This window comes from Streptomyces sp. NPDC046876 (assembly GCF_040645035.1).
GTDB lineage: Bacteria > Actinomycetota > Actinomycetes > Streptomycetales > Streptomycetaceae > Streptomyces.
Window position 1 is genome coordinate 22,833 of sequence record NZ_JBEYXK010000063.1, and the last position, 19,057, is coordinate 41,889.

Consider the following 19,057-nt stretch of genomic DNA (forward strand, 5'->3'; position numbering starts at 1 on the left):
CGTCGGAACCGTTCACCCGAACCGGGGTCTACCGTATCGGCCCACATCCGGAGAGGGTTGACTGAGCCCGTCTCCGACGCAGGGAGGAGCCGTATGTCCGCTCACGCCCACCTCGGCGACCCGGCAAGGGCAGACCTGCTTGCCGGACCGCTAGCGACCGGGACGATGCTCGGGGAGGCCGCCGCATGAGCACGACCGCAGGTCCGGCCGTACCGGATGTCGCCGCCGAACTGCGCAGGCGCGCGACGCGCGATCAGACAGTGCGTCGGCAGCTCCTCCGGACCGGCGAGCCGGGTGACCTCCTCCGAATCGACGCCGAGAACACCGCGTGGCTCACGGAGGTCATCGCCGAGCACGGCTGGCCGGGCTTCTCCCTCGTGGGCGAGCAGGGTGCTGACGACGCCTGGCTGCTCGTCCAACACGCCGACCGCGTACCCGACCTCCAGCGCGAGGCCCTGGGCCTGCTGAAGGCCGCCGTAGAAGCCGGCGACGCCCCGCCCCGACACCTCGCTTACCTCACCGACCGGGTTCTGGTCGCCTCCGGCGAACTCCAGCTCTACGGGACCCAATACACCGGCGAGGGCGAGAACCTCCGCCCCCGGCCCGTGCGGGATGCGGAGCACCTGGACGAGCGCCGGGCCGCCATGGGCCTGGAGACGGCCGCGGCGTACGATCGGCGCGTGCGCGCAACGTACGGGTCCACCGAGAAAGAGGCCACGGCATGACCTGGATCCCGCCCGAGGAGTACGTCAAGACCATCGCGAACGCCACCAGCTACGCAGGCCTGTATTTCACCGACACCGCCGGCCGCCCGATCCAACTCCGCGCCGTCCGCCCCGAGGACACCTGGCAATGGCCCGGCGGCAACATGGATCCCGGCGAGACGCCCTGGGAGTGCGCCCTGCGGGAGTGCTTCGAGGAAACGCAGCTGACCTTCGCCGGCCCGCAGAAGCTCCTCGCGGTCCGTTTCACCACCCGGGGGAACGGCTGGCCGCTCAACAAGTTCGGCGTCATCTTCGACGGCGGCCGGCTCACGGACGACCAGATCGAGGCCATCACCCTCGACCCGGACGAACACGCCGAACTCCGCGTCCACACCCTCCAGGAGTGGGAGCACATCATGAGCCCCGGCGACTTCGCCCGCCTCAAGTCCACCGATGAAGCCCGTCGTACGGGGACCGTCGCGTACCTGGAACGCTGACCGCCTCGAAGTCCCCCGAGACACCGCCCCGAGCCGCGACCGGCTACGGTGTTGATCAACAATTCCGATCGTCGCAGCGTCGAACCACAAGGGGGCTTCTCTTGGAGCAGGGCCGTGTCCTGGTCGTGGACTGTGCCCCGGGCACCACGGCCCTGACCGAGCTGGCGGACCTCGCCCGCCTCGGCCTCGAACCGACGGCCAACCTCCGGCGGGTGGCCGAACCCGAGCTCAGGTCCCGCATCGCGGCCCGCTGGCGCACCGTGGACTTCGACGGGTTCGCGGAGGAGGAGCTGGCCCGGCAGCTGGAGGACGGCGGCCTCGGCTACGAGGCCCTGAAGTGCCGGGCGGGCATCCCCCTCACCGAGGCCGTGCTCGAGCGCGCGACCTCGGACTCCCTCCGGCACCGCCTGGTACTGGCCGGCCGGGCCGCGGCGGGCTCCGACACCTTCGACGCAGCGGCCGCGCACCGTTTGGGCGTCACCCTCCTCACGACCCCCGGAGCCAACGCCGGCGCCGTCGCCGAACTGACCCTGGCCCTCATGCTCGACGCCCTGCGCGGCGTGTCCCAGCGCGCACGGGCCCTGCGGGAGGGCTCCTGGGCCGCGGCGACCGCGAACCTGCCCACGGGGAGTCTCAGCGGCGCGCGCGTGGGACTGGTCGGCTCCGGGGCCACGGCACGGCGGGTGGCTGAGCTGGTGCGCGCCTTCGGCGCCGAGGTGTGGGTGTTCGGATCGCCGCGCTTCACACCCGAACGCGCGGCCGACTGGCCCGGCCGCCGGGTGGAAGACCTGCAAGAGCTGCTCCGGGGCTGCGACGTCGTCTCCGTACACGTGCCGGCCACACCGGAGACGAACGGGCTGATCGGGGCGGAGGAACTGCGGCTGATGCGGCCGGGGTCGGTCCTGGTCAACACCGCCCGGGCGAGCGTGGTCCGCGAAGCCGACCTCGACCGCGCCCTACGGGACCCTGCGTCGGGCCCGTGGCACGCGGCGGTCGACGTCTTCGAGACGGAGGGCGCCGAGTTCGCCTCCCCTCTCGGGGACAACCCGCACTGCACCCTCTCCCCGCACTCCGCGGGCATGACCCGTTCGGCGATGCAGGAGGCCTCACGCAGACTGGTGGCCGGCTTCGCGCGCCACATCGAGGAGCACGGGCTTGCGGTCCCGGCCGCCGACCACTGGCCGGCGGGTGTCCGATGAACGTTCCGTCCAGCGCGCCCCGTCGATCCCTCGATCGGTTGCCTGTGTACGTACGGAGTCCTCGGACCCGTGGACCGAAGCACCCCCCGTGCTTCGGTCCACGGCAGGGCACTGCAATACAAGGCAGAAGCCGGTGCAGTGCAGTGCCCGGAGGAGCGACCCCCGTTCGCTGAAATGAAGTTATCTAGGTTTGGCGAACCAATCAAGTTGCCACTCGGTAAAGTTGGTACGTCCCCTGCCGACCCAGCCCAGGAGAGCTCATGCCTGTTCGTCACGTCGACGGACACCTGCTCCGCAAAGTACGCCGAGCCGCCGACCTGACCCAGGCAGAGATCGCCGAACGCCTCGGCGTCTCCGTGCCGGCCGTCGTCGGTTGGGAGAGCGGCAAGTCGGTGCCGGACGGCGAGAAGCTCCCGGCCCTCGCGCAGGCGCTCGGCATGGACCTGGACGAGCTGTTTCCCCGGCTCCTGCCCCCGGACCTCGCGGATCTGCGCTGCGATGCGGGCTACTCCCAGTACCAGACGGCGGCCCTCACCGGGACCCGCAGCGCCGGCCCGGTGGCCAACGCCGAACGGGGCAGGCGGCGCCTGGCGGAGAAGTTCGTGCCGGTGCTGGCGGACGCGTACGGGGTCGCGGTGCCGGACCTGCTGGCCGCGCAGGAGCGGTCCTTCAACCCCGACCCCCGGACGCCTCCGGCCGGCGTACCGGAGAGCCGCACCCCGCAGCAGCCCGCGCCGGACGACGCCGTACCGAAGGGCACGACCCGTCTGCCGGTCACCATCGCCGAGAAGATCACCCACCTCCTCGAGGAGACCTACACCGCCCCGCACCCCACCGACGCCGAGATCGCCCGTCTCGGCAACACGAAGGTCCGCGCCGTGGTGCTGAGCGAGGGACTCGTACGGGCCCTGCGCACCGGCGAGGTGGAAGCGGTGCCCGACGAGGTCCTCGACGCGCTCGCGGCCGCCCTGGCCGTTCCGCCGCTGTTCTTCAGGAGCAACGACGCCGAAGTGCACCGCATCATCAGCGGCATGCGCCTCGTACGCGGAGGGCTGGCCGGACTCGCGGCCCGAGGGGGCGGCGATGCGCTCCCCGCGGAGCTGCTGGACTTCATCGGCGGCGTCGTCGACGGGATGCGGCCGAAGTAGGCGTCCACCCGGCGCCTCGGCCTCCCGTCCGCACACCGCGGAGGGCGCCGCCGTGGTGCCTCCGCCCGCGACCGGCGAAGGCACCAGGGCGGCGCCCGGAATGCGCCTACAGGGCGAGCTCGACGTACGCGGCCCGCTTCTCCTCGCGCGCCACCAGCGCCTTGCGCCAGATGGCGAGCGCGAACGGCGGAATCATGTCGGGAGAGATGTCCTCGGGCAGGGAGAACCGGTACTCGCCGATCTCCGAGTCCTGCAGGGTGATGCCCTGCTGCTGCTCCGGGGTCAGCTGCGGGCCGTCGAACACGTAGAAGACGTGGGACCCCTCGGGCCGCGTGACCCAGGCGGTGACCAGCAGATCGCCGATCTCGACGTCCAGGCCGACCTCCTCGCGGAGCTCGCGGCGGACGGCCGCGGTCGGGAGCTCGCCCTCGTCGACGTGGCCGCCCGGCAGGTTCCACCGCTCCTTGTAGACGGGGTTGACGATGAGCACCCGGCCCTCTTCGTCCCTGACGATGGCGGCGGCCGATGCGGTGGCCTTCGTACGGACGGCGGATGTGGTCATGAGTGAGTTGCTCCTGTGGTGAGTTGCTCAGATCGCGGAATTGCTGCTGAGTTGCTGCCGAGTTGCTGTTCAAGGGCCTTCAGGCGGAGGCGCGGGCGTCCTCCAGCACTTCCTCCGCGACAGCGGGATCCGCTTGCGTGTATGCCTCGCAGACGCGCAGCAGCCACGGCACCTCCTCGGAGAAGAAGTCCTCTCCGGCGGGAGGGAATTCGGCCGGTACGCCCGGCTCGCGGACCGGAGCCCGCATGGCCGAGCGGGCGGCCATGATCCAGTACGCCTGCGCGACGGCCTCGGCGTCCTGGTCCGTGTGCCCCTCGCTCTCGGCGAGCTCCAGCGCGACCTGGTAGAGGTCGTGCGGGGCCTGCCGGCGCAACGCGTGGATGACGTCGCGGATCTCGGTGACGTAGCGCCCCAGGCGTACGTGGGGGGAGACGTCGTGCGAGACCAGGTCGCGCAGGGTGTCGAGGCGGTCCGCGGCGCGGCGCCCCGGGAGGGTGCGGCTGGGGGCGTGGCGCACGATGTCCGGGGCGGTGAGCGCGAGGTCCCGCCACAGGGGATGGAGCCCCGCCAGCATCCTGTACGCCCGTACGCGGTTCACCGCGGCCTGCGTCGCCGGGGCGATCACGCCCAGGCCCCAGCACAGGAAGGCGACGTAGAGCAGGCCGTCGGTGACGTCCTCCTGGAGGTGGGCGGCGTCGGCCGGGATCGGGTGGAGGGCGACGACGATGCTGTAGACGGCCCGGACCGCCGAGTACAGCGTGCCGAGCGCCATGCCGGCGGCCATCACGCGCAGGCCGGTGCGCAGTGCCAGGCGCGGCGCCCGGCGGGCCGCGCTGGCCCACTGGTACCCGCAGAGCGTGATCACGGCGCCGCTGTAGCCGTAGAAGAGCGTCATGTAGACGGCGAGACCGGGCTCGCCGGCGTGCCGGTCCACGAAGTGGGAGTCGACCGGCACCGGCCCGCGGTGCAGGACGAGGAGGAACACCGCCGCCATGCCGGCGCACGCCAGGACCGCCGCGGCCACGGCGTACCGCTGGACCGCCACCGTCACCCGCGCCTGGCGGGTGGGCGTCCCGCCGGCCGCGCCCTCGCGGTACACGGCGGCGATGTAGCGGAGCAGCACGCACATCCCGGCGATGGTCAGGCAGTGCTTGAGCAGCGTGGCCAGGTCGTCCACGCCGAGGCCGTCGACGAGGCTCCTGCCCAGGCTGCTGCGCATCAGCCAGGCGCAGGCGAGCGCGGCGAAGGCACCCCACAGCGAGCGCTCGCGCACCCGCCCCCGTATCGCGGCGGGCAGTCTCCACACGACTTGGACGAGGAGCAGGAGAACGACGCCGTACGTCAGCATGTCAGTCAAGACGGCTCCTGGGCGGGCGGGAGAAGGGATGGGAAAGGGTGTCGTCGAGACCCTGCAGGGTGCCGTCCTCGACGGGGGCGGAGGCGAACGCCTCCTGGTGCAGCAGATCGGCGATCATCTCGGCACGCAGTTCGACGTGGGTGTCGAAGCGGTGCCTGGCCATGAACGGGCCCGCGCCGGCCAGGCGGCCGAGGAGCTCGGGGGAGAAGCCCGGCAGCAGCGTCGCCGTCTGCCCGGTGTATGTCTCCGGGTCGTCGCACCACAGGTGGGCCAGCTCGTGGAAGAGGACGCGCTGGCGGTGGTAGCCGGAAATGCTCTCCGGGATGAAGACCAAGTCCACGGGGACCTCTTCGTGCCGGATCCAGAGCCCGCAGACGTCGCTCTGGCCGAGCAGCCGGTCCGGAACCGCCACCAGCTCGATCCGCCGGCCGCGTTCCGCCTCGATGCCCGCGATGAGGGCGGGCATGCTGAAGGGTCGGGGCAGCGGCATCTCCCGCAGCGCCCGCCGCGCCTCCTTGCGTACGACACGACGCGCAACCGACCCCTCGGACCGCCTGCCCATGCGAGCGAGCCGGCCCAGAAACGTTCCTTCCGGCACCGCCCCTCACCCTCCCCGGACAAGACCACACCGAAGTTCGAAATCCTAAGCCAGTGGGACCGCCCCCTGCCCCGGCAGGGCCCCACACCGGAGCTGCCTAGAATGCGGACCGGGCGGGGCCGTAGCGCAGAGGTCGACGCGCGCGGTCTCCAAAATCGCGAGGACGCCGGTTCAACTCCGGCCGGCCCCGCCTCCGCGCGCTCCGGCTCCCGCGTCCGATGTGACATCCCCACCGCCGCGTCGCCGCCCGTCCGACCGGCCGTCAGGTGTGGAGGGGGAAGAGGTAGAGGCCGCCGAGCCCCGCCGCAGCCAGGTCCGTGCCCTCGGGGCTCCGGGCGCAGGAGCGCAGAGGTACGGCGCCGCGGTGTCCGGCGAGGTCCGGTCCGGCGGTCCACGTGGCGGTGGACCAGATCCGTACGGTGCCGTCCGCGTCGCCGGTGGCGAGCCGTGACCCGTCGGGGGTGACCGCGACCGCGCGGAGCCCCGTGCCGTTCCCGGTCAGGGTACGGCGCTGCCACGCCCCGAGCCCCGGAGGACGACGTCGTGCAGGATGGCCCGGCCGCCGTCCTCGGGGCTCAGCGACACGAGGGAGAGGCGGTCCAGTACGCCGCACAGCGCGCGGGCCCCGGACTCGGAGAGGCCGCCCGAGGCCGCCCACAGCCTGGCGACGAGCGGGACGGGGATCGACTCGTCCTCGACGAACACGCCGAGTTCGGCCAGCCGCGGGGCGCCGCCCGCGGGCAGCAGGCTGGTGGCGGCCTCCACGGCGGCCCGTACGGCCCGGGCCCGGCGCCCCGGACCGTCGAGGACGTCGACGGGCCCCCTCCCCTCCCCCGCGGCCGGCCCGTGCACCCGCAGGCGGTCCAGGGCCTCACGGGCGACGGCGGCCGGATCGGCCCCGGTGGCGACCTGACCGGCGATCAGCCGGTTGGTCAGGAGATCCGGGTGGTCACCAGCCGTACGCAGCGTCCGCCGCCCTGAAGGAAGGGCGCGAGCTGCTTCTCCTCCCACACGTCGTCCAGGACGAGCAGGGTGCGCGGCCGCTGGTCGAGGAGTCGGCCCAGGTGCGCGCCGGCCAGGTGCGGGTCGTCGAAGGTCCTGGTGTCCGCGGTGATGTACCGGGTCACCTGGGCCACCTTCGCGGCCACGGCGGACCGTCCGCGCAGGTCCCGCCCGAGGGTGACCACGTAGATCCGCCCGCGGAAGCGCCGGCGGACCGGGGGTGGGCGCACACCGCCTTGGCCAGGGTGGTCTTGCCGAAGCCGCCCGCGCCCTCCAGCGAGGTGGTGATCGCCACGGCTCCCCGGCGCGACCGCCCGGTCCCCTTCCGTACGGTCGACCACCCATGACGGGACCGGCTCGACGGGCGGTGGCGGCGGGTCCGCGGCCCCCGCCGAGGGGCGTTCCTGCCGCCGGGCCGCCACCGACGCGGCCAGGACGGCCACGGCCCCGAGACCGCCGACCCACCACCACGGCTGCTGCCGGATCCGGTCCGGGACTCCGGGCCAACGGTCGTGCGCCGTCGCGGCGTTGGCGGCCGGCGAGGCGAGTACGGCGACCACGGCGATGACGCCGGCGAGCGACACGCCCTTGAACACGGCACGACGCATGCGCCACCCCCGCCCGACGATGGCGGGGGCGGCGGGAGCCCGCAGGGGATCCGCCGCCCGATCGTGACCAAGGGATCCCCCAACCGGCCCTATTCGGCCGGAGAGTTGGACTACCTTGCTGCCGTGGAGCAGCTGATCACCGAAGACCCGCGCCGCATCGGCCCGTACCGCCTGATCGCCCGGCTGGGTGCGGGCGGCATGGGACTGGTGTACCTGGGGCGTTCCGAGGCCGGGCGTACCGTGGCCGTGAAGGTCGTACAGGCCGACCACGCCGGGAATCCGGAGTTCCGCCGGCGTTTCGCCCGGGAAGTGGCGGCCGCGCGGCGGGTGGGCGGGAGTTGGACGGCGGCCGTGCTCGACGCCGATCCCGAGGCCGCCGTGCCGTGGGTGGCGACCCAGTACATTCCGGGTCCGGACCTGCACGGCGTGGTCGCCGAGGACTTCGGCCCGCTGCCCGAGTACTCGGTCCGTACCCTCGCCAACCGGCTCGCCCTCGCCCTGGAGGCCGTGCACGGGGCCGGCCTGATCCACCGCGACCTCAAGCCGTCCAACGTCCTCGTGACGGTCGACGGGCCCCGCGTCATCGATTTCGGCATCGCCCGCGCGATGGACAGCCTCGCCGGGGACAGCCTGCACACCCGCACCGGCATGCTGATCGGCTCCCCCGGCTTCATGTCGCCGGAACAGGTCAGGGGCCTGCCGCTCACGCCTGCCAGCGACGTCTTCTGCCTGGGCGCGGTCCTCGTGTACGCGTCCACCGGGCGCCTGCTGTTCGGCGCCCCGGACACCGGGCTGAACGCCCACCTCTTCCGGGTCGCGGAGGAGGAGGCGGACCTGACCGGGGTGCCGGATGCGCTCGTCGACCTCGTCGGCGCCTGCCTGCACAAGGACCCGGACTCGCGACCGACGCCGCGGGAGGTGGCCGAGCGGACGGCCGGGGACGAGGCCGAGGAGTGGCTGCCGGGAAGCGTGCTGGCCCAACTGGGGCGGCATGCCGCCCGATTGCTGGACTACGTGCCGGCGGGAGGTGGGGATGCCGGGGACGCGGGGTCCGGCAGTTCCTCCGGGCCCGCGTTGCCGTTGCCGTCATCGTCAGCGTTGCCGTTGCCGTTGCCGTTGCCGTTGCCGTCCCAGGCTGTGCCTCCGCCGCCCGCGTACGCCCAGACCGCACCGGCGCACTCCGGCCCGGGGCAGGGGTTCGGGCCGCCGCCGCGCGCCTGGTCCGAGCCCGTCGCCGGCTCCGTGTCCGCCTCCGCTGCGTACGGGGAACCGCATCCCAGGCGTTGGAAGGGGCTCGCAGCCGTTGCCCTGGCCCAGTTGACGGTGCTGATGGGCACGGCGAACTTCAGCTGGGCGGCTCCTTCGGTCCAGGCCGACCTGGGGCTGTCCACCGGCCTCCTGGGCCCGCTGTTCACCGTCCATGTGCTCGCCTTCGGGGCCGCGCTTCTGCTCGGCGGGCACCTGGCGGACCTGCTCGGACGCAAGCGCACCCTCGCCATCGGCCTGGTCGGGTACGCGCTCGCGTCCGTGCTCGGCGGCGTCGCCACCGTTCCCGGCGTGCTGATCGGAGCGCGTGCTCTGCAGGGCGTCTTCGGCGCACTGCTGACCACGGCCGCGCTGTCGCTCGTGGCCTCCGGCTTCACCGGCCCGAAGGAGCGCAGCAAGGCCTTCGGGGTGTACGCGGCGATCGCCGGCGGGGGTTCGGCCGTCGGCCTGTTCGCGGGCGGCTGGGTCGTGGAGGCGGCGAGCTGGCGGGTGTCCCTGTTCGCCGGTGCCCTGCTCGCCGTGATCGCCCTGATCGGCGCGGTGGTCGCGCTGCCGCACGACCGTCCGGGTGACTCGTCCTCCGGCGCCCGCGGCGGCGTCCGGCCCGACGTCCCCGGCCTGCTGCTCGGGGTCGTCGGGCTCGCTGCCCTCCTGTACGGCCTGGACAGGCTCTCCGAGGGCGGCTGGAGCGTGCTCGGGTACATCCTGCTGCCGGCACCGGGCGTCCTGCTGCTCGCGGGCTTCCTGTGGTGGCAGACCCGGTCCTCCCGCCCCCTCCTCCCGCCGTCCGTCTTCGCGGACCGCAACCGCCTGGGCTGCCTGCTCGCGGTGCTGCTGTTCGGCATGGGGCTGCTGGTCCCGTTCACCGTCCTGCCCTTCTACGTGCAGGTCGTCCTCGGCCATGCGCCGGCCATGACGGGAACGCTGTTCCTGCCGCTGGTCGCGGCGGTCGTGATCGGCTCCACCCAGATCTCCGCCCGACTCCTGCCGCGGGTCGCGCCCCGGGTCCTGATCGTGACGGGCCTGGTGGTGACGGCCGCGGGGCTGGTGCTCCTGAGCGACCTCGAGTCCGGCGCCGGGACGTACGTGACCCTCGTCCTGCCCGGCATGCTGCTCACCGGTCTGGGCGCCGGCCTGGCCTTCACCCCGCTCTTCGCCCTCGCGACGTCCGCCCCCGACCCGCGGCGGTCCGGCGGCGCCGCGGCCGGCGTCACCGCGGTCCAGCACATCGGCGGAGCCCTCGGGGCGGCGCTGGTCGGCACCCTCGTCGCGGACCGGATGCAGCACGAGGGCCTGCCGCCGGCCGCTTCGATGAGCTTGGGGCTGCTGAAGGCGTACGACGACACGCTCTGGTGGGGCGCCGGCAGCATGCTGCTCGCCGCCGTGGTCGTCTGGCTGCTGGTGACGGGCCGATCCCGCGAGGACACCGTGCCGCCCGCGCCGGCAGCGGGTTGACGGTCTCAGCGCGGCCTGCGCCCTGCGCGTGACGAGCTCCGGGCGGAGGGCGGGCGTCCCTCCGGGACGTCACCGGCGGGCGAGGGCCCGGTCGAGGCGGCGTTCCAACTCCGCCCGGCAGTCCGGCCACTCCTCGGCCGTCACGGAGAAGATCGCCGAGTCGCGGAGCCGGCCGTCCTCGCCCGGCGCCCACGACCGCGCCCAGTTGCGGAGCACCCCCTCGAAGCGTGCCCCGAGGCGTTCTATGGCGGCCCGGGAGCGTTCGTTGCGGGCGTCCGTCTTCAGGTCGAGGCGCGCCACGCCCCAGTTCTCGAACGCGTTCCGGAACAGGAGGTACTTGGCCTCGGTGTTCACGCCGGTGCCCTGGGCCGAGGCGGCGAGCCAGGTGTAGCCGACCTCGACGGCGCACAGCCCGTCCTCCCCGGTGGGCCAGGGCCGCGCATCCAGGTAGCCCGTGGCCCCGACCACCCGCCCCGTGGCCCGGTCGACCTGGGCGTACGGGGCCACCGTGCCGGCGGCTGCGCGGGCGAGCTGGCCGTCGATGTACTCCTCGATCTCGGCCGCCCGCGGAACCCAGGTGTAGCCGTAGGAGCTGCGCTCCTCCTCCGCGGCCGCGGCCAGCCCGGCCGCGTGACGGTGGTCCAGCGGCTCCAGACGTACCAGCGTCCCTTCCAGCAGCGGTCCCTCGAGCGCGAAGCCCATGCGTTCCTTCCCCGATCAGTAGTACGAACTCCGGTGCGTGCACAGCCTGCCATGGCCGGGGAATGCAGCTCCTGCTGCCCCGTTCAGGTGAATGCAGGGCTCAAAGGAGCAGGCGGGGGTATGGCTGCGATCGAAGTTCATGCACACCCCAACGAACCGATCGGCCCCGGCCACTCCTGGAGAGTCCATGTCCCTTTCGCGCCGTATGACCAAGCGCCTCGCCACCGCAGCCGCAGCCGCAGCCGCAGCGGTCGTACTCTCGGCCACCGCGGCCGGCCTGGCGGCTCCCGCGAGCGCCGCAGGTGCTGCAGCCACTGCTCCGAGTGCCGTGCAGTCGGTCCGTGCGCCCGGCTTCTTCGCCGGCGGTGTCTGGTACATCTACCAGAGCAACGCCACCGTCAAGGTGGACCTCACCCAGGACGCGGCCGGACACCTCTACGGCACCGTCACCTCCGGAAACACGGTCGGTACCCTGCGGGACGGCGCCGTGGACGGCCAGAACATCTACTTCACCATCGGCTGGTCGCACGGACCCGTGGGGCGGTACACCGGGGTGCGCGGACCGGACGGACGCCTCTCCGGCACCACCTTCGACCTGACCAACCCGTCCAGCCAGGCGACTTGGTTCACCGAGCGCTCGTTCTGACGGACCGCCGGGCTGCTCAGGCGGGCGGCTGCTCGACCACGCTCGTGCCGCTGCCCTCCTGGGACTCCCAGGTCCACGTCTCCTCCAGGCGGAGGCGGCCGTCGGGCAGCTCGCTGACGAGCGAGGTGCAGTGCCCGGATGCGGTGCTGCCGTCGAGGCGGAGCTGGACGTAGCGGAAGTCGAGGGCGTCGCCCGCGCGGGTGCCGACGAGGTACCCCCGGGCCACGTCCCCGCCGGCGTACTCGGCCCAGATCCGGTCGTCCTGCTCGTGGTACTCGAACCGGGTCTGCCGGCCGACCTGCCCCGGCGCCTGGTCGGCAACCGGTACGAAGACGAGACCATCGAGCGAGCGCGCCATAGGTACTCCTGAAGAGGAACGTATCCGGGCCATGGGCCCCATGCCTGAGCCGGGTGCCACAGCCGACACCCCACCCCGGCTGCACGCCACCCCGAACCCACCCTAGAGCCCGTACCGTCGCCCCCTCACGGCACCCCACCCCAGCCAGCCAGCCCCCGCCAAGCGGACGGCGACCTCCTGACGCAGCCCCCTCCCCTACGCTCCGTTTCGCCCCGGCCCGGACGTCCACACCGTCGAGGAGGCGGTACGGGTCCTGCGGCCGCGCGGCGCGGCTGCCGGTCGGCGTCGGCGGTCGTCTCGGCGTCCCTCACCGGGGCGGCCCGTACGGCACGTGGGCAGCGGTCCGGGAGTAGGGTGCACCGGTGACGGTCAGCGCATGCCGAGCCTACGTCGCCGGACTGCCGGCGGCGCTGATGGCGACCGCCTTGTGGGGCTTCACGTTCCTCGGGCCGGCGGCCGTCGCCCCGGTCAACGTCTACTACCTCGTCGTGGGCCGGTACGGCGTCTTCGGGCTGATGTCGCTGGCCGTGCTGATCACGCACCACCGCGTCGGCCTGCGCGGCCTCGGGCCGCGCCGGCTGCTGACGGCCCTGCACCTGGGCGTCGTCGGCTACATCGGCTTCTACCTGCTGCTCGCGATGTCCGCCGAACTCGGCGGCGGTGTCCTCGCGTCGACCATGACCGGGCTGATCCCGCTCATGGTCACCGTCGTCTCGAACCTGCTCGAGAAGGTGCTCGCCTGGCGCCGACTCGTCCTCCCGATCGCCGCGATCTCCCTCGGACTCCTGCTGGTCAACAGCGGTGCGCCGGCGGACAGCTCCGCCGGTGGCCGCGACCCGGCGTTCGGGGCCGTGCTCGGGTTCCTCGCCTCCGCCGCCTGGTCCTACTTCGTCATCGTCAACCGCAGGACGCTGGAGCGCGCCCGGCCGGCCGTGGACGGCACCACCTGGACCGCTTGCATCGGCATCGGCGCCTGCCTCGGCTCGCTGTTGCTGCTGCCTCTCGCACTGACCGGCGGCGGGCGGTCGCCGTTCGCGGACGCCGGCACGCTGTGGCCGTACCTGGCGTGGTGCGTGGCGCTCGCCGCCCTCGGCTCGTGGTGTGCGACCTGGTTCTGGAACCTCGCCTCCGAGCGGCTGCCGGCCACGGTGATGGGGCCGGTCATCGGCATGGAGGCGGTGTTCGGCGCCGCCTTCAACCTGCTGTGGGAGGGCCGGACCCCGGCCTTCCACGAGCTGTGGGGCGGGCTGCTGGTGGTGGCGGGCGTCCTGCTGGCTTCGTACCTGTTCAACCGCGCGGGTCTCACCCGTACCGCCGAGCCGCAACAGGCCGACCTCGTCATAAAGGCTCCTGCCCCGGCGTCTCCCGAACCGAGGTGCAGCGCCACCACCGACCCACCGGAAAAACCTTTCCGCTGACGTGGCTGTCGATCTAGGCTCTGGCCCATGTCACAACCCGTACGCCTCCACATCCTGATCACCACCCTCCCCGGTCACGGCCAGAAGCAGATCGATGCCTTCGAGCGGCTCGCGCCGCTCGTGCGCGCCGAGGAGGGATGCCTGCAGTACGACCTGCACCGAGTGAGCGGTGATCCCGACCGCTTCGTGCTCATCGAGCAGTGGTCGTCGCGGGCGGCGCTCGCCGCCCACGACGTCACTGCGCACATGGTCGAAGCCGATGCCGTCAGTCCGACGTTCCGCGCGGGACCCGCAGAGGTGATCGAGCTGGCGGCCGACCCCGTGGCCTGACCGGCCTCGGCGCCGGGAAGCCCCTGCCGAGTCCCTGGGCGGCCGCCTCAGGGGCCGTCTACCGCTTGAGGTACGCCAGGACCGCCAGCACGCGCCGGTTGTCGTCCGCGGACGGTTCGATCCGGAGCTTGGCGAAGATGGCGGCGGTGTGTTTGGCGACTGCGCTCTCGCTGATGTGCAGGGTCTGGCCGACCGCGGCGTTGGACCGCCCCTCCGCCATCAGCCGCAGCACGTCCAGCTCGCGCGGCGTCAGGGCCGCGGTGGTGCCGCGGGCGTCGCTGCGGGCCAGGAGCCTGGCGATGACCTGGGGGTCCATGACCGTGCCGCCCGCGGCGACGGTGCGGACCGCGTCGACGAACTGCGCGGTATGCGTGACCCGGTCCTTGAGGAGGTAGCCGATGGCGCCCCGGCCGCCGGCCAGCAACTCGTGCGCGTAGAGCTGGTCGACGTACTGGGACAGTACGAGGACGGGCAGCGACGGCCGGTCCCTGCGGGCCTCCAGGGCCGCGCGCAGGCCCTCGTCCGTGAACGTCGGCGGCAGCCGGATGTCGACGACGGCGACGTCCGGGGCGTCCTCGCGCAGGGCCCGCAGCAGCGACGGGCCGTTGTCGACCGCCGCGACCACCTGGAACCCGTGGTCCTCCAGGGTGCGCGTCAGCCCGTCGCGCAGGAGGAAGAGGTCTTCGGCGAGGACGACGCGCACGGTATCTCCAGGGTCGCGGTGGTCGGCCCGCCGGGCGGGCTGTGCAGGAAGAGGGTTCCGTCGAAGGTACCCAACCGGCGCCGGACGCCGCGCAGTCCGCTGCCGCGGGAGGCGTCGGCCCCGCCGTGGCCGTCGTCGGTGACGGTGGCGCGCAGGGTGCCGTCCGCGTGCGCCAGGCGGATGCGGACCTCGCGGGCGCCGGAGTGCTTGGCGGCGTTGGCGAGCAGTTCCGCGACGGCGAAGTAGCCCGCGGATTCCACCGGGGCGGGCAGGCGGTGGGGCAGCGCGGCCTCGACGTGCACGTCGAGGTGGCTGTCCAGGGCCAACGACCGCACGGCGTCGCCGAGTCCGCGGTCGGCCAGGATCGGGGGCAGGACCCCGTGCACCAGGTCGCGCAGGTCCTGCAGGGCCCGCTGCGCGGTGGCGCGCACCTCCTCCAGCCGCGCCCGCGCCGCCCGCGGGTCGGAGTCGAGGAGCCGGGTCGCCTCGTCCAGGGTCATCCCGAGGGCCACCAGCCGCGCCTGCGCCCCGTCGTGCAGGTCCCGCTCGATGCGCCGCAGTTCGGCGGCCTGTACGTCGAGGGCGTCGGCCCGTGTCTCGGCCAAGTGCTCGATGCGGCGTACGAGTTCGGCCGTGTACGGCGCCGCGAGGAGGCGGCGGCTCCAGCGGGCGTGCAGCCGCAGCACCACGGGCGCGAGGCGCAGTCCGGCCGCCACGAAGCAGAGGCCGAGGAGGAGTGCGGCGAGCATGCTGGCGCGGGAGTCGACCGGGATGAAGGCGTACCAGTTGCCGTCGCCGACGAGCCGCCAGACGAACGGCTGCACCGCCGCGCCGAAGACCCCGTACTCGACGAGGGCCAGCGGCACCGCCACCAGCAGGCCGCCGATCCAGGGCTCCGCCCACGCCCAGCGCAGGTCGCGCCAGAAACCCTCGTCGCCGAGGACGGCGGTGGCGCGCCTGCGCCGGCTCGCCGTGGCGTCGAGGGCGTGCGGGTCGAGCGGTTCGGGCGGGGTGATGTGCGTGCCCGTCCAGCGCTCGGCCCAGGTGCGGTAGCGGTCGGACAGGCGGCGCAAGGCCGTTGCGGCGGCCGGCAGCAGGGGCAGGCCGGCCCCTACGGGCAGCAGGAGCAGCACGCCCACGATGAGCGCGCCGGCGGCGGAGACCGCGAAGGCAGCCAGCGAGAGCACCTGGCAGCGCCCGACGTCGGCCAGGGCTCGCCTGATCCAGAGCAGCCCGGCCACGGTCCGGGGCTGCCCGGCCCCGGTGTCGGGCAGCCCTACCCTGAGCCCCGCCAGCCCGCTCCTGAAGCCCGGTCGCCCGCCCCGCCGTGCCATGCCCACCCGTCGTTCCGCCACGTCAGCGCGCCCCGTGCGCCGCCACCGACGTGATCCTAACGGCGGCCCGGATCCACGGGATCGTCACGGCCAGGCAGGCACCGGCGAACAGCACCATGGGGAGAACGGCCCCGGACTCCTCGTCCATGAACAGCAGCATCCCGAGGTTGACCAGGGTGTGGAAGCCGCCCGCGAGCAGCAGCCGGTTCGTCCGTACGCGCTCCAGGGCGAGACCGAGGACGACGGACATGGCGACCGTGGCCGCCAGGAACGCGGCCGCGTACGCCGGGGCCCGGACGAAGACCTGCACGTGCCACAGCCCCCAGGCCACGCCCACCAGCGCGGACGCGGTGAGCGGCCCGAAGCGGGTGCGCAGCAGGGGCTGCAGCAGGCACCGCCAGCCGATCTCCTCGCCGCAGGCGCCGACGAGTTGCGCCACGACGACCAGGGCGAACGGGTGCTCCAGGCTCCGTGGATCGGTCACGGGCACGGAGCCCGCCACCATCGCGTACGCGCCCGCGCCCATCGCGGTGATCAGTACGGCGGTGAGCAGGAGCAGCGGCCCCCGGCCGGTGCCGGCCCGGTCCCCCGCCGCAGCCGCGCCCGTACCCGTACCCGGCAGGGCTCCCGCGAGCCGGTGCCGGATCCGGCCGGGCCACAGGACGGCCACCGCCGCGACGGCCGCGGCGGGCCCGAACTGGGTCAACTGCACCACCGCCGCCGGGATCCCCGTCGCGGGCTGCACGGCGCCGCACGCCCCCGCCGCCACGAACGCGACGGCCAGGAACACCCCCGCCTCCGCCTTCCACGCCCGCGAGTCCCCCGCGGCCGCCTCGGGCACGCCCCGCCGCTCCCGCACGTCCTGTTCCTTCAGCTCCGGCATTCCGCCCGGCCCCCTGCCCGTCGATCGGTCCCGGCGCGTCCCTCGCGCCGCACCCCCGACTCTGCCGTCCGGCGCCCGCGCCGCCCCTGCACGTAGGTGCCCGACGGGGTGTACCCAGATACACCCCGGCCCGGCCGGCACGCCCGCCCGGGCCGCACCCCTGCAGCTGCGCCTACTCCTACGCCTCCCCGACCACCTCGGCCCGGTAGCCGAGGAGCAGTCTGTCGAAGACCTGCGGAACGGGCCCGTACCGCACGGCAAAGCCGCCGCCCAGCGAGAGCACCGAGCCGTTCTCGTCGATCGCCAGGAAGCCCAGGCCGTCCGCGCACTCCCCGATCGGAAACAGGGACAGTCCCAGTTCCCCGCCCCACTCCAGGAAGACCTCCTCCTCTCCCTCGCAGACCGACGGATCCAGCCGGAACGCGGTCCGGGCGCACTCCGCGCCGGGCCCGGAGAACACGAACCGTGTCCCGCCGAACTCCGCGAGGAAGGCCCGAGCCGCCGCGTGGGCGGTCAAACCGCGGGCCTCCAACGGCGCGGTCCAGGGCCTCACGTCCACGACTCGCCCGGGCGTCCAGCCGGCGGCCCGCAGCTCTTCCTCCACCACTGCGCAATGCCCGTCGGCAGCAGGTGAGTCCTGTGGGTCCGGTGTCATCGGCCAGTACGAGGTCCGCCCGCTGATCCGCTGCCGGCGGTGTCAGCCCTGCTCAGCCGCCAGATGCGGAGCTCGCCGGAGTCGGCCGGGCGGCGCGGCTGTTCGGTGAAGCCGAGGCGGGCCGGGACGGCGCCGCTGGCCCGGTTGGCCGGGTCGTGGGCGATCTCGACGTGGTCGACGCCGGGCAGGCGGAAGGCTTCGTCGACCAGGGCGCGGGCGGCTCGGGTCACCACCCCGCGGCCCGTGGCGGCGGGGTGCAGCCAGTAGCCGATCTCGATGCAGTCCGACGGGGTGTCCTCGTGCCGGACCAGCCCGCAGGAGCCGACGATCGCCCCGTCCAGCACGATCGCGTAGCTGTACGCCTCGCCGCTCGCCCAGCGTTCGGCGCGGTCGGCCAGGAAATCACGGGTCGTGTCGGGGCTGTGCTCGGCGGCCCAGGGCATCCAGGGGCGCAGGTGCTCCAGTGACTCCTGGACGACCCGCTGGAACTCCGGCAGGTCCCTCTCGGCGTCGAAGGTGCGCAGCGTCAGGTCGTCCAGGTCTATCACCGGCTGGGGAAGGTTCATGCAGGGAGGATCGTATGCGGCCGCCGCCGCGGGCAAACAGGATTCCGCGCACCCGGCAGCGGCCGCAGGACGTCGTGGCCGCCGGTCAGGAGATGCCGTACCACTGGCTGGCCCAGCCGGTGTTGATGGTGCTCGTGGACTGTTCGGCGAGGTTCACGGTGGCCGGCAGGGAGGTCTGGCCGGTCAGGACGGTGCTGTAGCGGAGGTTCGGCGGGGCCAGGCCGGCGTTGACCGAGATGCCGGCGCCCGTGGCCTTGAGGGTGAGGGCGTTGGTGGCCCAGTTGCCGTTGAGGAGGAGGGCGATGAAGTAGGTGCCGGGGGCGGCGGTGAACGGCTTGGCGAGCGGCAGCGGCTTGGCGACGGCGTCGGTCATCAGCTGCGGCGAGATGTCCGCGGTGGACGCGCGCAGGGTGCCGCCGGCGTCGTACACGCCGAGGTAGCAGTCGGAGAGCTGGGCGTTCGGGTCGAGGCCGGCGAGCCCGAGCCAGATGTTGGACCAGGTGATCTGCTCGCGCAGCACGATCCGCACCAGGGTGACGCGTCCGCCGACTCCGGCCGCGGACTGGGCGGTGACGTGGCCCGCGTCGTTGGGGTCGCCGGTCCAGGCCAGGAGGTTCTGGTCCTGCGGGCGGGGGCCCTCGTACGCGGAGCCGCCTGCCGGTACGGGTGCGGGGGCGGCGGCCGTGCTGCCCGCGGCCGGTCGCCGGCCGTCGCCGGACGCGGTGCAGCCGGTCAGGAGGAGCAGGGCCGTGAGCGCGGCGGTGAGGCCGGTGGAGAGGGTGGTGGTACGGGTGCGCATGGTCCCCCCATGACGTGCGGATGTGCGAGGAGGCCATGGTCACACGCCCGCGGCCGCTACCCGGCGCGGGGCCGGGGCGGGCGGGGGCCGGGCGGGCGGGGGCCGGGCAGGCGGCGGATGCCGGGCCCGAAATCAACGCGAAGGCCCCGGCCTCCACAGGGAGGCCGGGGCCTTGATCCAGCCCACGGCAGGGCAATCACCTGAAACCCCCCACAGCAAGTTTGGTTCCAATCCTTGTACCACCAACACCCCGCACGCAACCTCTTG

Annotated in this window: 22 protein-coding genes and 1 tRNA gene; 9 read left to right on the forward strand and 14 right to left on the reverse strand. The window is 73.5% G+C overall.

Annotation, left to right across the window (positions count from 1 at the left end; genetic code table 11):
• The first annotated feature begins 185 nt into the window (after window positions 1-185).
• From ABZ924_RS26635 to ABZ924_RS26650, 4 genes are all read left to right on the forward strand, one after another.
• Window positions 186-725, forward strand: a complete 540-nt coding sequence (locus tag ABZ924_RS26635; RefSeq protein ID WP_361914721.1) for a DUF6624 domain-containing protein — start codon at window positions 186-188, stop codon at window positions 723-725.
• On the forward strand, window positions 722-1,201 hold the full coding sequence (locus ABZ924_RS26640; protein ID WP_361914724.1) for an NUDIX hydrolase: 480 nt from the start codon (window positions 722-724) through the stop codon (window positions 1,199-1,201). The genes ABZ924_RS26635 and ABZ924_RS26640 overlap by 4 nt, the downstream gene beginning before the upstream one ends.
• A 101-nt stretch (window positions 1,202-1,302) precedes the next feature.
• Window positions 1,303-2,400, forward strand: a complete 1,098-nt coding sequence (locus ABZ924_RS26645; protein WP_361914727.1) for an NAD(P)-dependent oxidoreductase — start codon at window positions 1,303-1,305, stop codon at window positions 2,398-2,400.
• A gap of 260 nt (window positions 2,401-2,660) precedes the next feature.
• Window positions 2,661-3,548 carry a helix-turn-helix domain-containing protein gene (locus tag ABZ924_RS26650; protein ID WP_361914730.1) on the forward strand — a complete coding sequence of 296 codons (888 nt, stop codon included), beginning with the start codon at window positions 2,661-2,663 and terminating at the stop codon, window positions 3,546-3,548.
• 106 nt (window positions 3,549-3,654) lie between these two features.
• On the opposite strand, the gene ABZ924_RS26655 is transcribed toward ABZ924_RS26650, so the two are convergent.
• The 3 genes from ABZ924_RS26655 to ABZ924_RS26665 form a co-directional block, all read right to left on the reverse strand.
• A complete protein-coding gene (locus tag ABZ924_RS26655) occupies window positions 3,655-4,110 on the reverse strand; it encodes an NUDIX hydrolase (protein ID WP_361914734.1) in 456 nt (151 codons plus the stop codon).
• A gap of 79 nt (window positions 4,111-4,189) precedes the next feature.
• Window positions 4,190-5,458 (reverse strand): MAB_1171c family putative transporter, encoded by a 1,269-nt coding sequence (locus ABZ924_RS26660; RefSeq protein ID WP_361914780.1) that lies wholly within the window; start codon window positions 5,456-5,458, stop codon window positions 4,190-4,192.
• A 1-nt stretch (window position 5,459) separates the two neighbouring features.
• Window positions 5,460-5,933, reverse strand: a complete 474-nt coding sequence (locus ABZ924_RS26665) for a hypothetical protein (RefSeq protein WP_361914737.1) — start codon at window positions 5,931-5,933, stop codon at window positions 5,460-5,462.
• Between the two features lie 247 nt (window positions 5,934-6,180).
• On the opposite strand from ABZ924_RS26665, the gene ABZ924_RS26670 reads away from it, so the two are divergent.
• Window positions 6,181-6,255, forward strand: a tRNA-Trp gene (locus tag ABZ924_RS26670).
• A gap of 72 nt (window positions 6,256-6,327) precedes the next feature.
• Here ABZ924_RS26670 and ABZ924_RS26675 read toward each other — a convergent pair.
• Genes ABZ924_RS26675 through ABZ924_RS26685 form a run of 3 tightly spaced genes read right to left on the reverse strand, consistent with a single transcriptional unit; the run spans window position 6,328 to window position 7,675 of the window.
• On the reverse strand, window positions 6,328-6,678 hold the full coding sequence (locus ABZ924_RS26675) for a hypothetical protein (protein ID WP_361914740.1): 351 nt from the start codon (window positions 6,676-6,678) through the stop codon (window positions 6,328-6,330).
• Window positions 6,564-7,076: a hypothetical protein gene (locus ABZ924_RS26680; RefSeq protein WP_361914783.1), complete on the reverse strand. Its 513-nt coding sequence runs from the start codon at window positions 7,074-7,076 to the stop codon at window positions 6,564-6,566. The genes ABZ924_RS26675 and ABZ924_RS26680 overlap by 115 nt, the downstream gene beginning before the upstream one ends.
• Window positions 6,998-7,675: an NB-ARC domain-containing protein gene (locus ABZ924_RS26685; RefSeq protein ID WP_361914743.1), complete on the reverse strand. Its 678-nt coding sequence runs from the start codon at window positions 7,673-7,675 to the stop codon at window positions 6,998-7,000. Before ABZ924_RS26685 ends, ABZ924_RS26680 begins: the two co-directional genes overlap by 79 nt.
• Window positions 7,676-7,798: 123 nt before the next feature.
• Between ABZ924_RS26685 and ABZ924_RS26690 the strand changes: the two genes are divergently transcribed.
• Window positions 7,799-10,396, forward strand: coding sequence for an MDR family MFS transporter (locus tag ABZ924_RS26690; RefSeq protein WP_361914746.1), 2,598 nt, complete (start codon window positions 7,799-7,801; stop codon window positions 10,394-10,396).
• 69 nt (window positions 10,397-10,465) lie between these two features.
• Here ABZ924_RS26690 and ABZ924_RS26695 read toward each other — a convergent pair whose 3' ends face one another.
• A complete protein-coding gene (locus tag ABZ924_RS26695; RefSeq protein WP_361914749.1) occupies window positions 10,466-11,098 on the reverse strand; it encodes a GNAT family protein in 633 nt (210 codons plus the stop codon).
• Window positions 11,099-11,285: 187 nt separating this feature from the next.
• Between ABZ924_RS26695 and ABZ924_RS26700 the strand changes: the two genes are divergently transcribed.
• A complete protein-coding gene (locus tag ABZ924_RS26700) occupies window positions 11,286-11,744 on the forward strand; it encodes a hypothetical protein (RefSeq protein ID WP_361914751.1) in 459 nt (152 codons plus the stop codon).
• Window positions 11,745-11,760: 16 nt separating this feature from the next.
• On the opposite strand, the gene ABZ924_RS26705 is transcribed toward ABZ924_RS26700, so the two are convergent.
• Window positions 11,761-12,102 carry a hypothetical protein gene (locus ABZ924_RS26705; RefSeq protein WP_361914754.1) on the reverse strand — a complete coding sequence of 114 codons (342 nt, stop codon included), beginning with the start codon at window positions 12,100-12,102 and terminating at the stop codon, window positions 11,761-11,763.
• A 362-nt stretch (window positions 12,103-12,464) separates the two neighbouring features.
• Here ABZ924_RS26705 and ABZ924_RS26710 point away from each other — a divergent pair, with 362 nt between their 5' ends.
• Both ABZ924_RS26710 and ABZ924_RS26715 read left to right on the forward strand, forming a co-directional pair.
• Window positions 12,465-13,520, forward strand: a complete 1,056-nt coding sequence (locus ABZ924_RS26710; RefSeq protein ID WP_361914757.1) for a DMT family transporter — start codon at window positions 12,465-12,467, stop codon at window positions 13,518-13,520.
• 27 nt (window positions 13,521-13,547) lie between these two features.
• Window positions 13,548-13,850, forward strand: coding sequence for a putative quinol monooxygenase (locus ABZ924_RS26715; protein WP_361914760.1), 303 nt, complete (start codon window positions 13,548-13,550; stop codon window positions 13,848-13,850).
• Between the two features lie 58 nt (window positions 13,851-13,908).
• On the opposite strand, the gene ABZ924_RS26720 is transcribed toward ABZ924_RS26715, so the two are convergent.
• The 6 genes from ABZ924_RS26720 to ABZ924_RS26745 all read right to left on the reverse strand — a co-directional run bounded on the left by ABZ924_RS26720 (window position 13,909) and on the right by ABZ924_RS26745 (window position 18,790).
• Entirely contained in the window at window positions 13,909-14,553 is a 645-nt protein-coding gene (locus tag ABZ924_RS26720; RefSeq protein WP_361914762.1) for a response regulator transcription factor, read from the reverse strand.
• Window positions 14,505-15,794, reverse strand: a complete 1,290-nt coding sequence (locus ABZ924_RS26725; protein ID WP_361914765.1) for a sensor histidine kinase — start codon at window positions 15,792-15,794, stop codon at window positions 14,505-14,507. Before ABZ924_RS26725 ends, ABZ924_RS26720 begins: the two co-directional genes overlap by 49 nt.
• A gap of 115 nt (window positions 15,795-15,909) precedes the next feature.
• Window positions 15,910-16,770, reverse strand: a complete 861-nt coding sequence (locus ABZ924_RS26730) for a CPBP family intramembrane glutamic endopeptidase (RefSeq protein WP_361914768.1) — start codon at window positions 16,768-16,770, stop codon at window positions 15,910-15,912.
• A 178-nt stretch (window positions 16,771-16,948) separates the two neighbouring features.
• Window positions 16,949-17,377, reverse strand: a complete 429-nt coding sequence (locus tag ABZ924_RS26735) for an SUKH-3 domain-containing protein (RefSeq protein ID WP_361914771.1) — start codon at window positions 17,375-17,377, stop codon at window positions 16,949-16,951.
• Window positions 17,378-17,421: 44 nt separating this feature from the next.
• The gene (locus ABZ924_RS26740; protein ID WP_361914774.1) at window positions 17,422-17,991 is read right to left on the reverse strand and encodes a GNAT family N-acetyltransferase; all 570 of its coding nucleotides are present in this window, start codon (window positions 17,989-17,991) and stop codon (window positions 17,422-17,424) included.
• A gap of 85 nt (window positions 17,992-18,076) precedes the next feature.
• Window positions 18,077-18,790: a hypothetical protein gene (locus ABZ924_RS26745; RefSeq protein WP_361914777.1), complete on the reverse strand. Its 714-nt coding sequence runs from the start codon at window positions 18,788-18,790 to the stop codon at window positions 18,077-18,079.
• Between the last annotated feature and the right edge of the window lie 267 nt (window positions 18,791-19,057).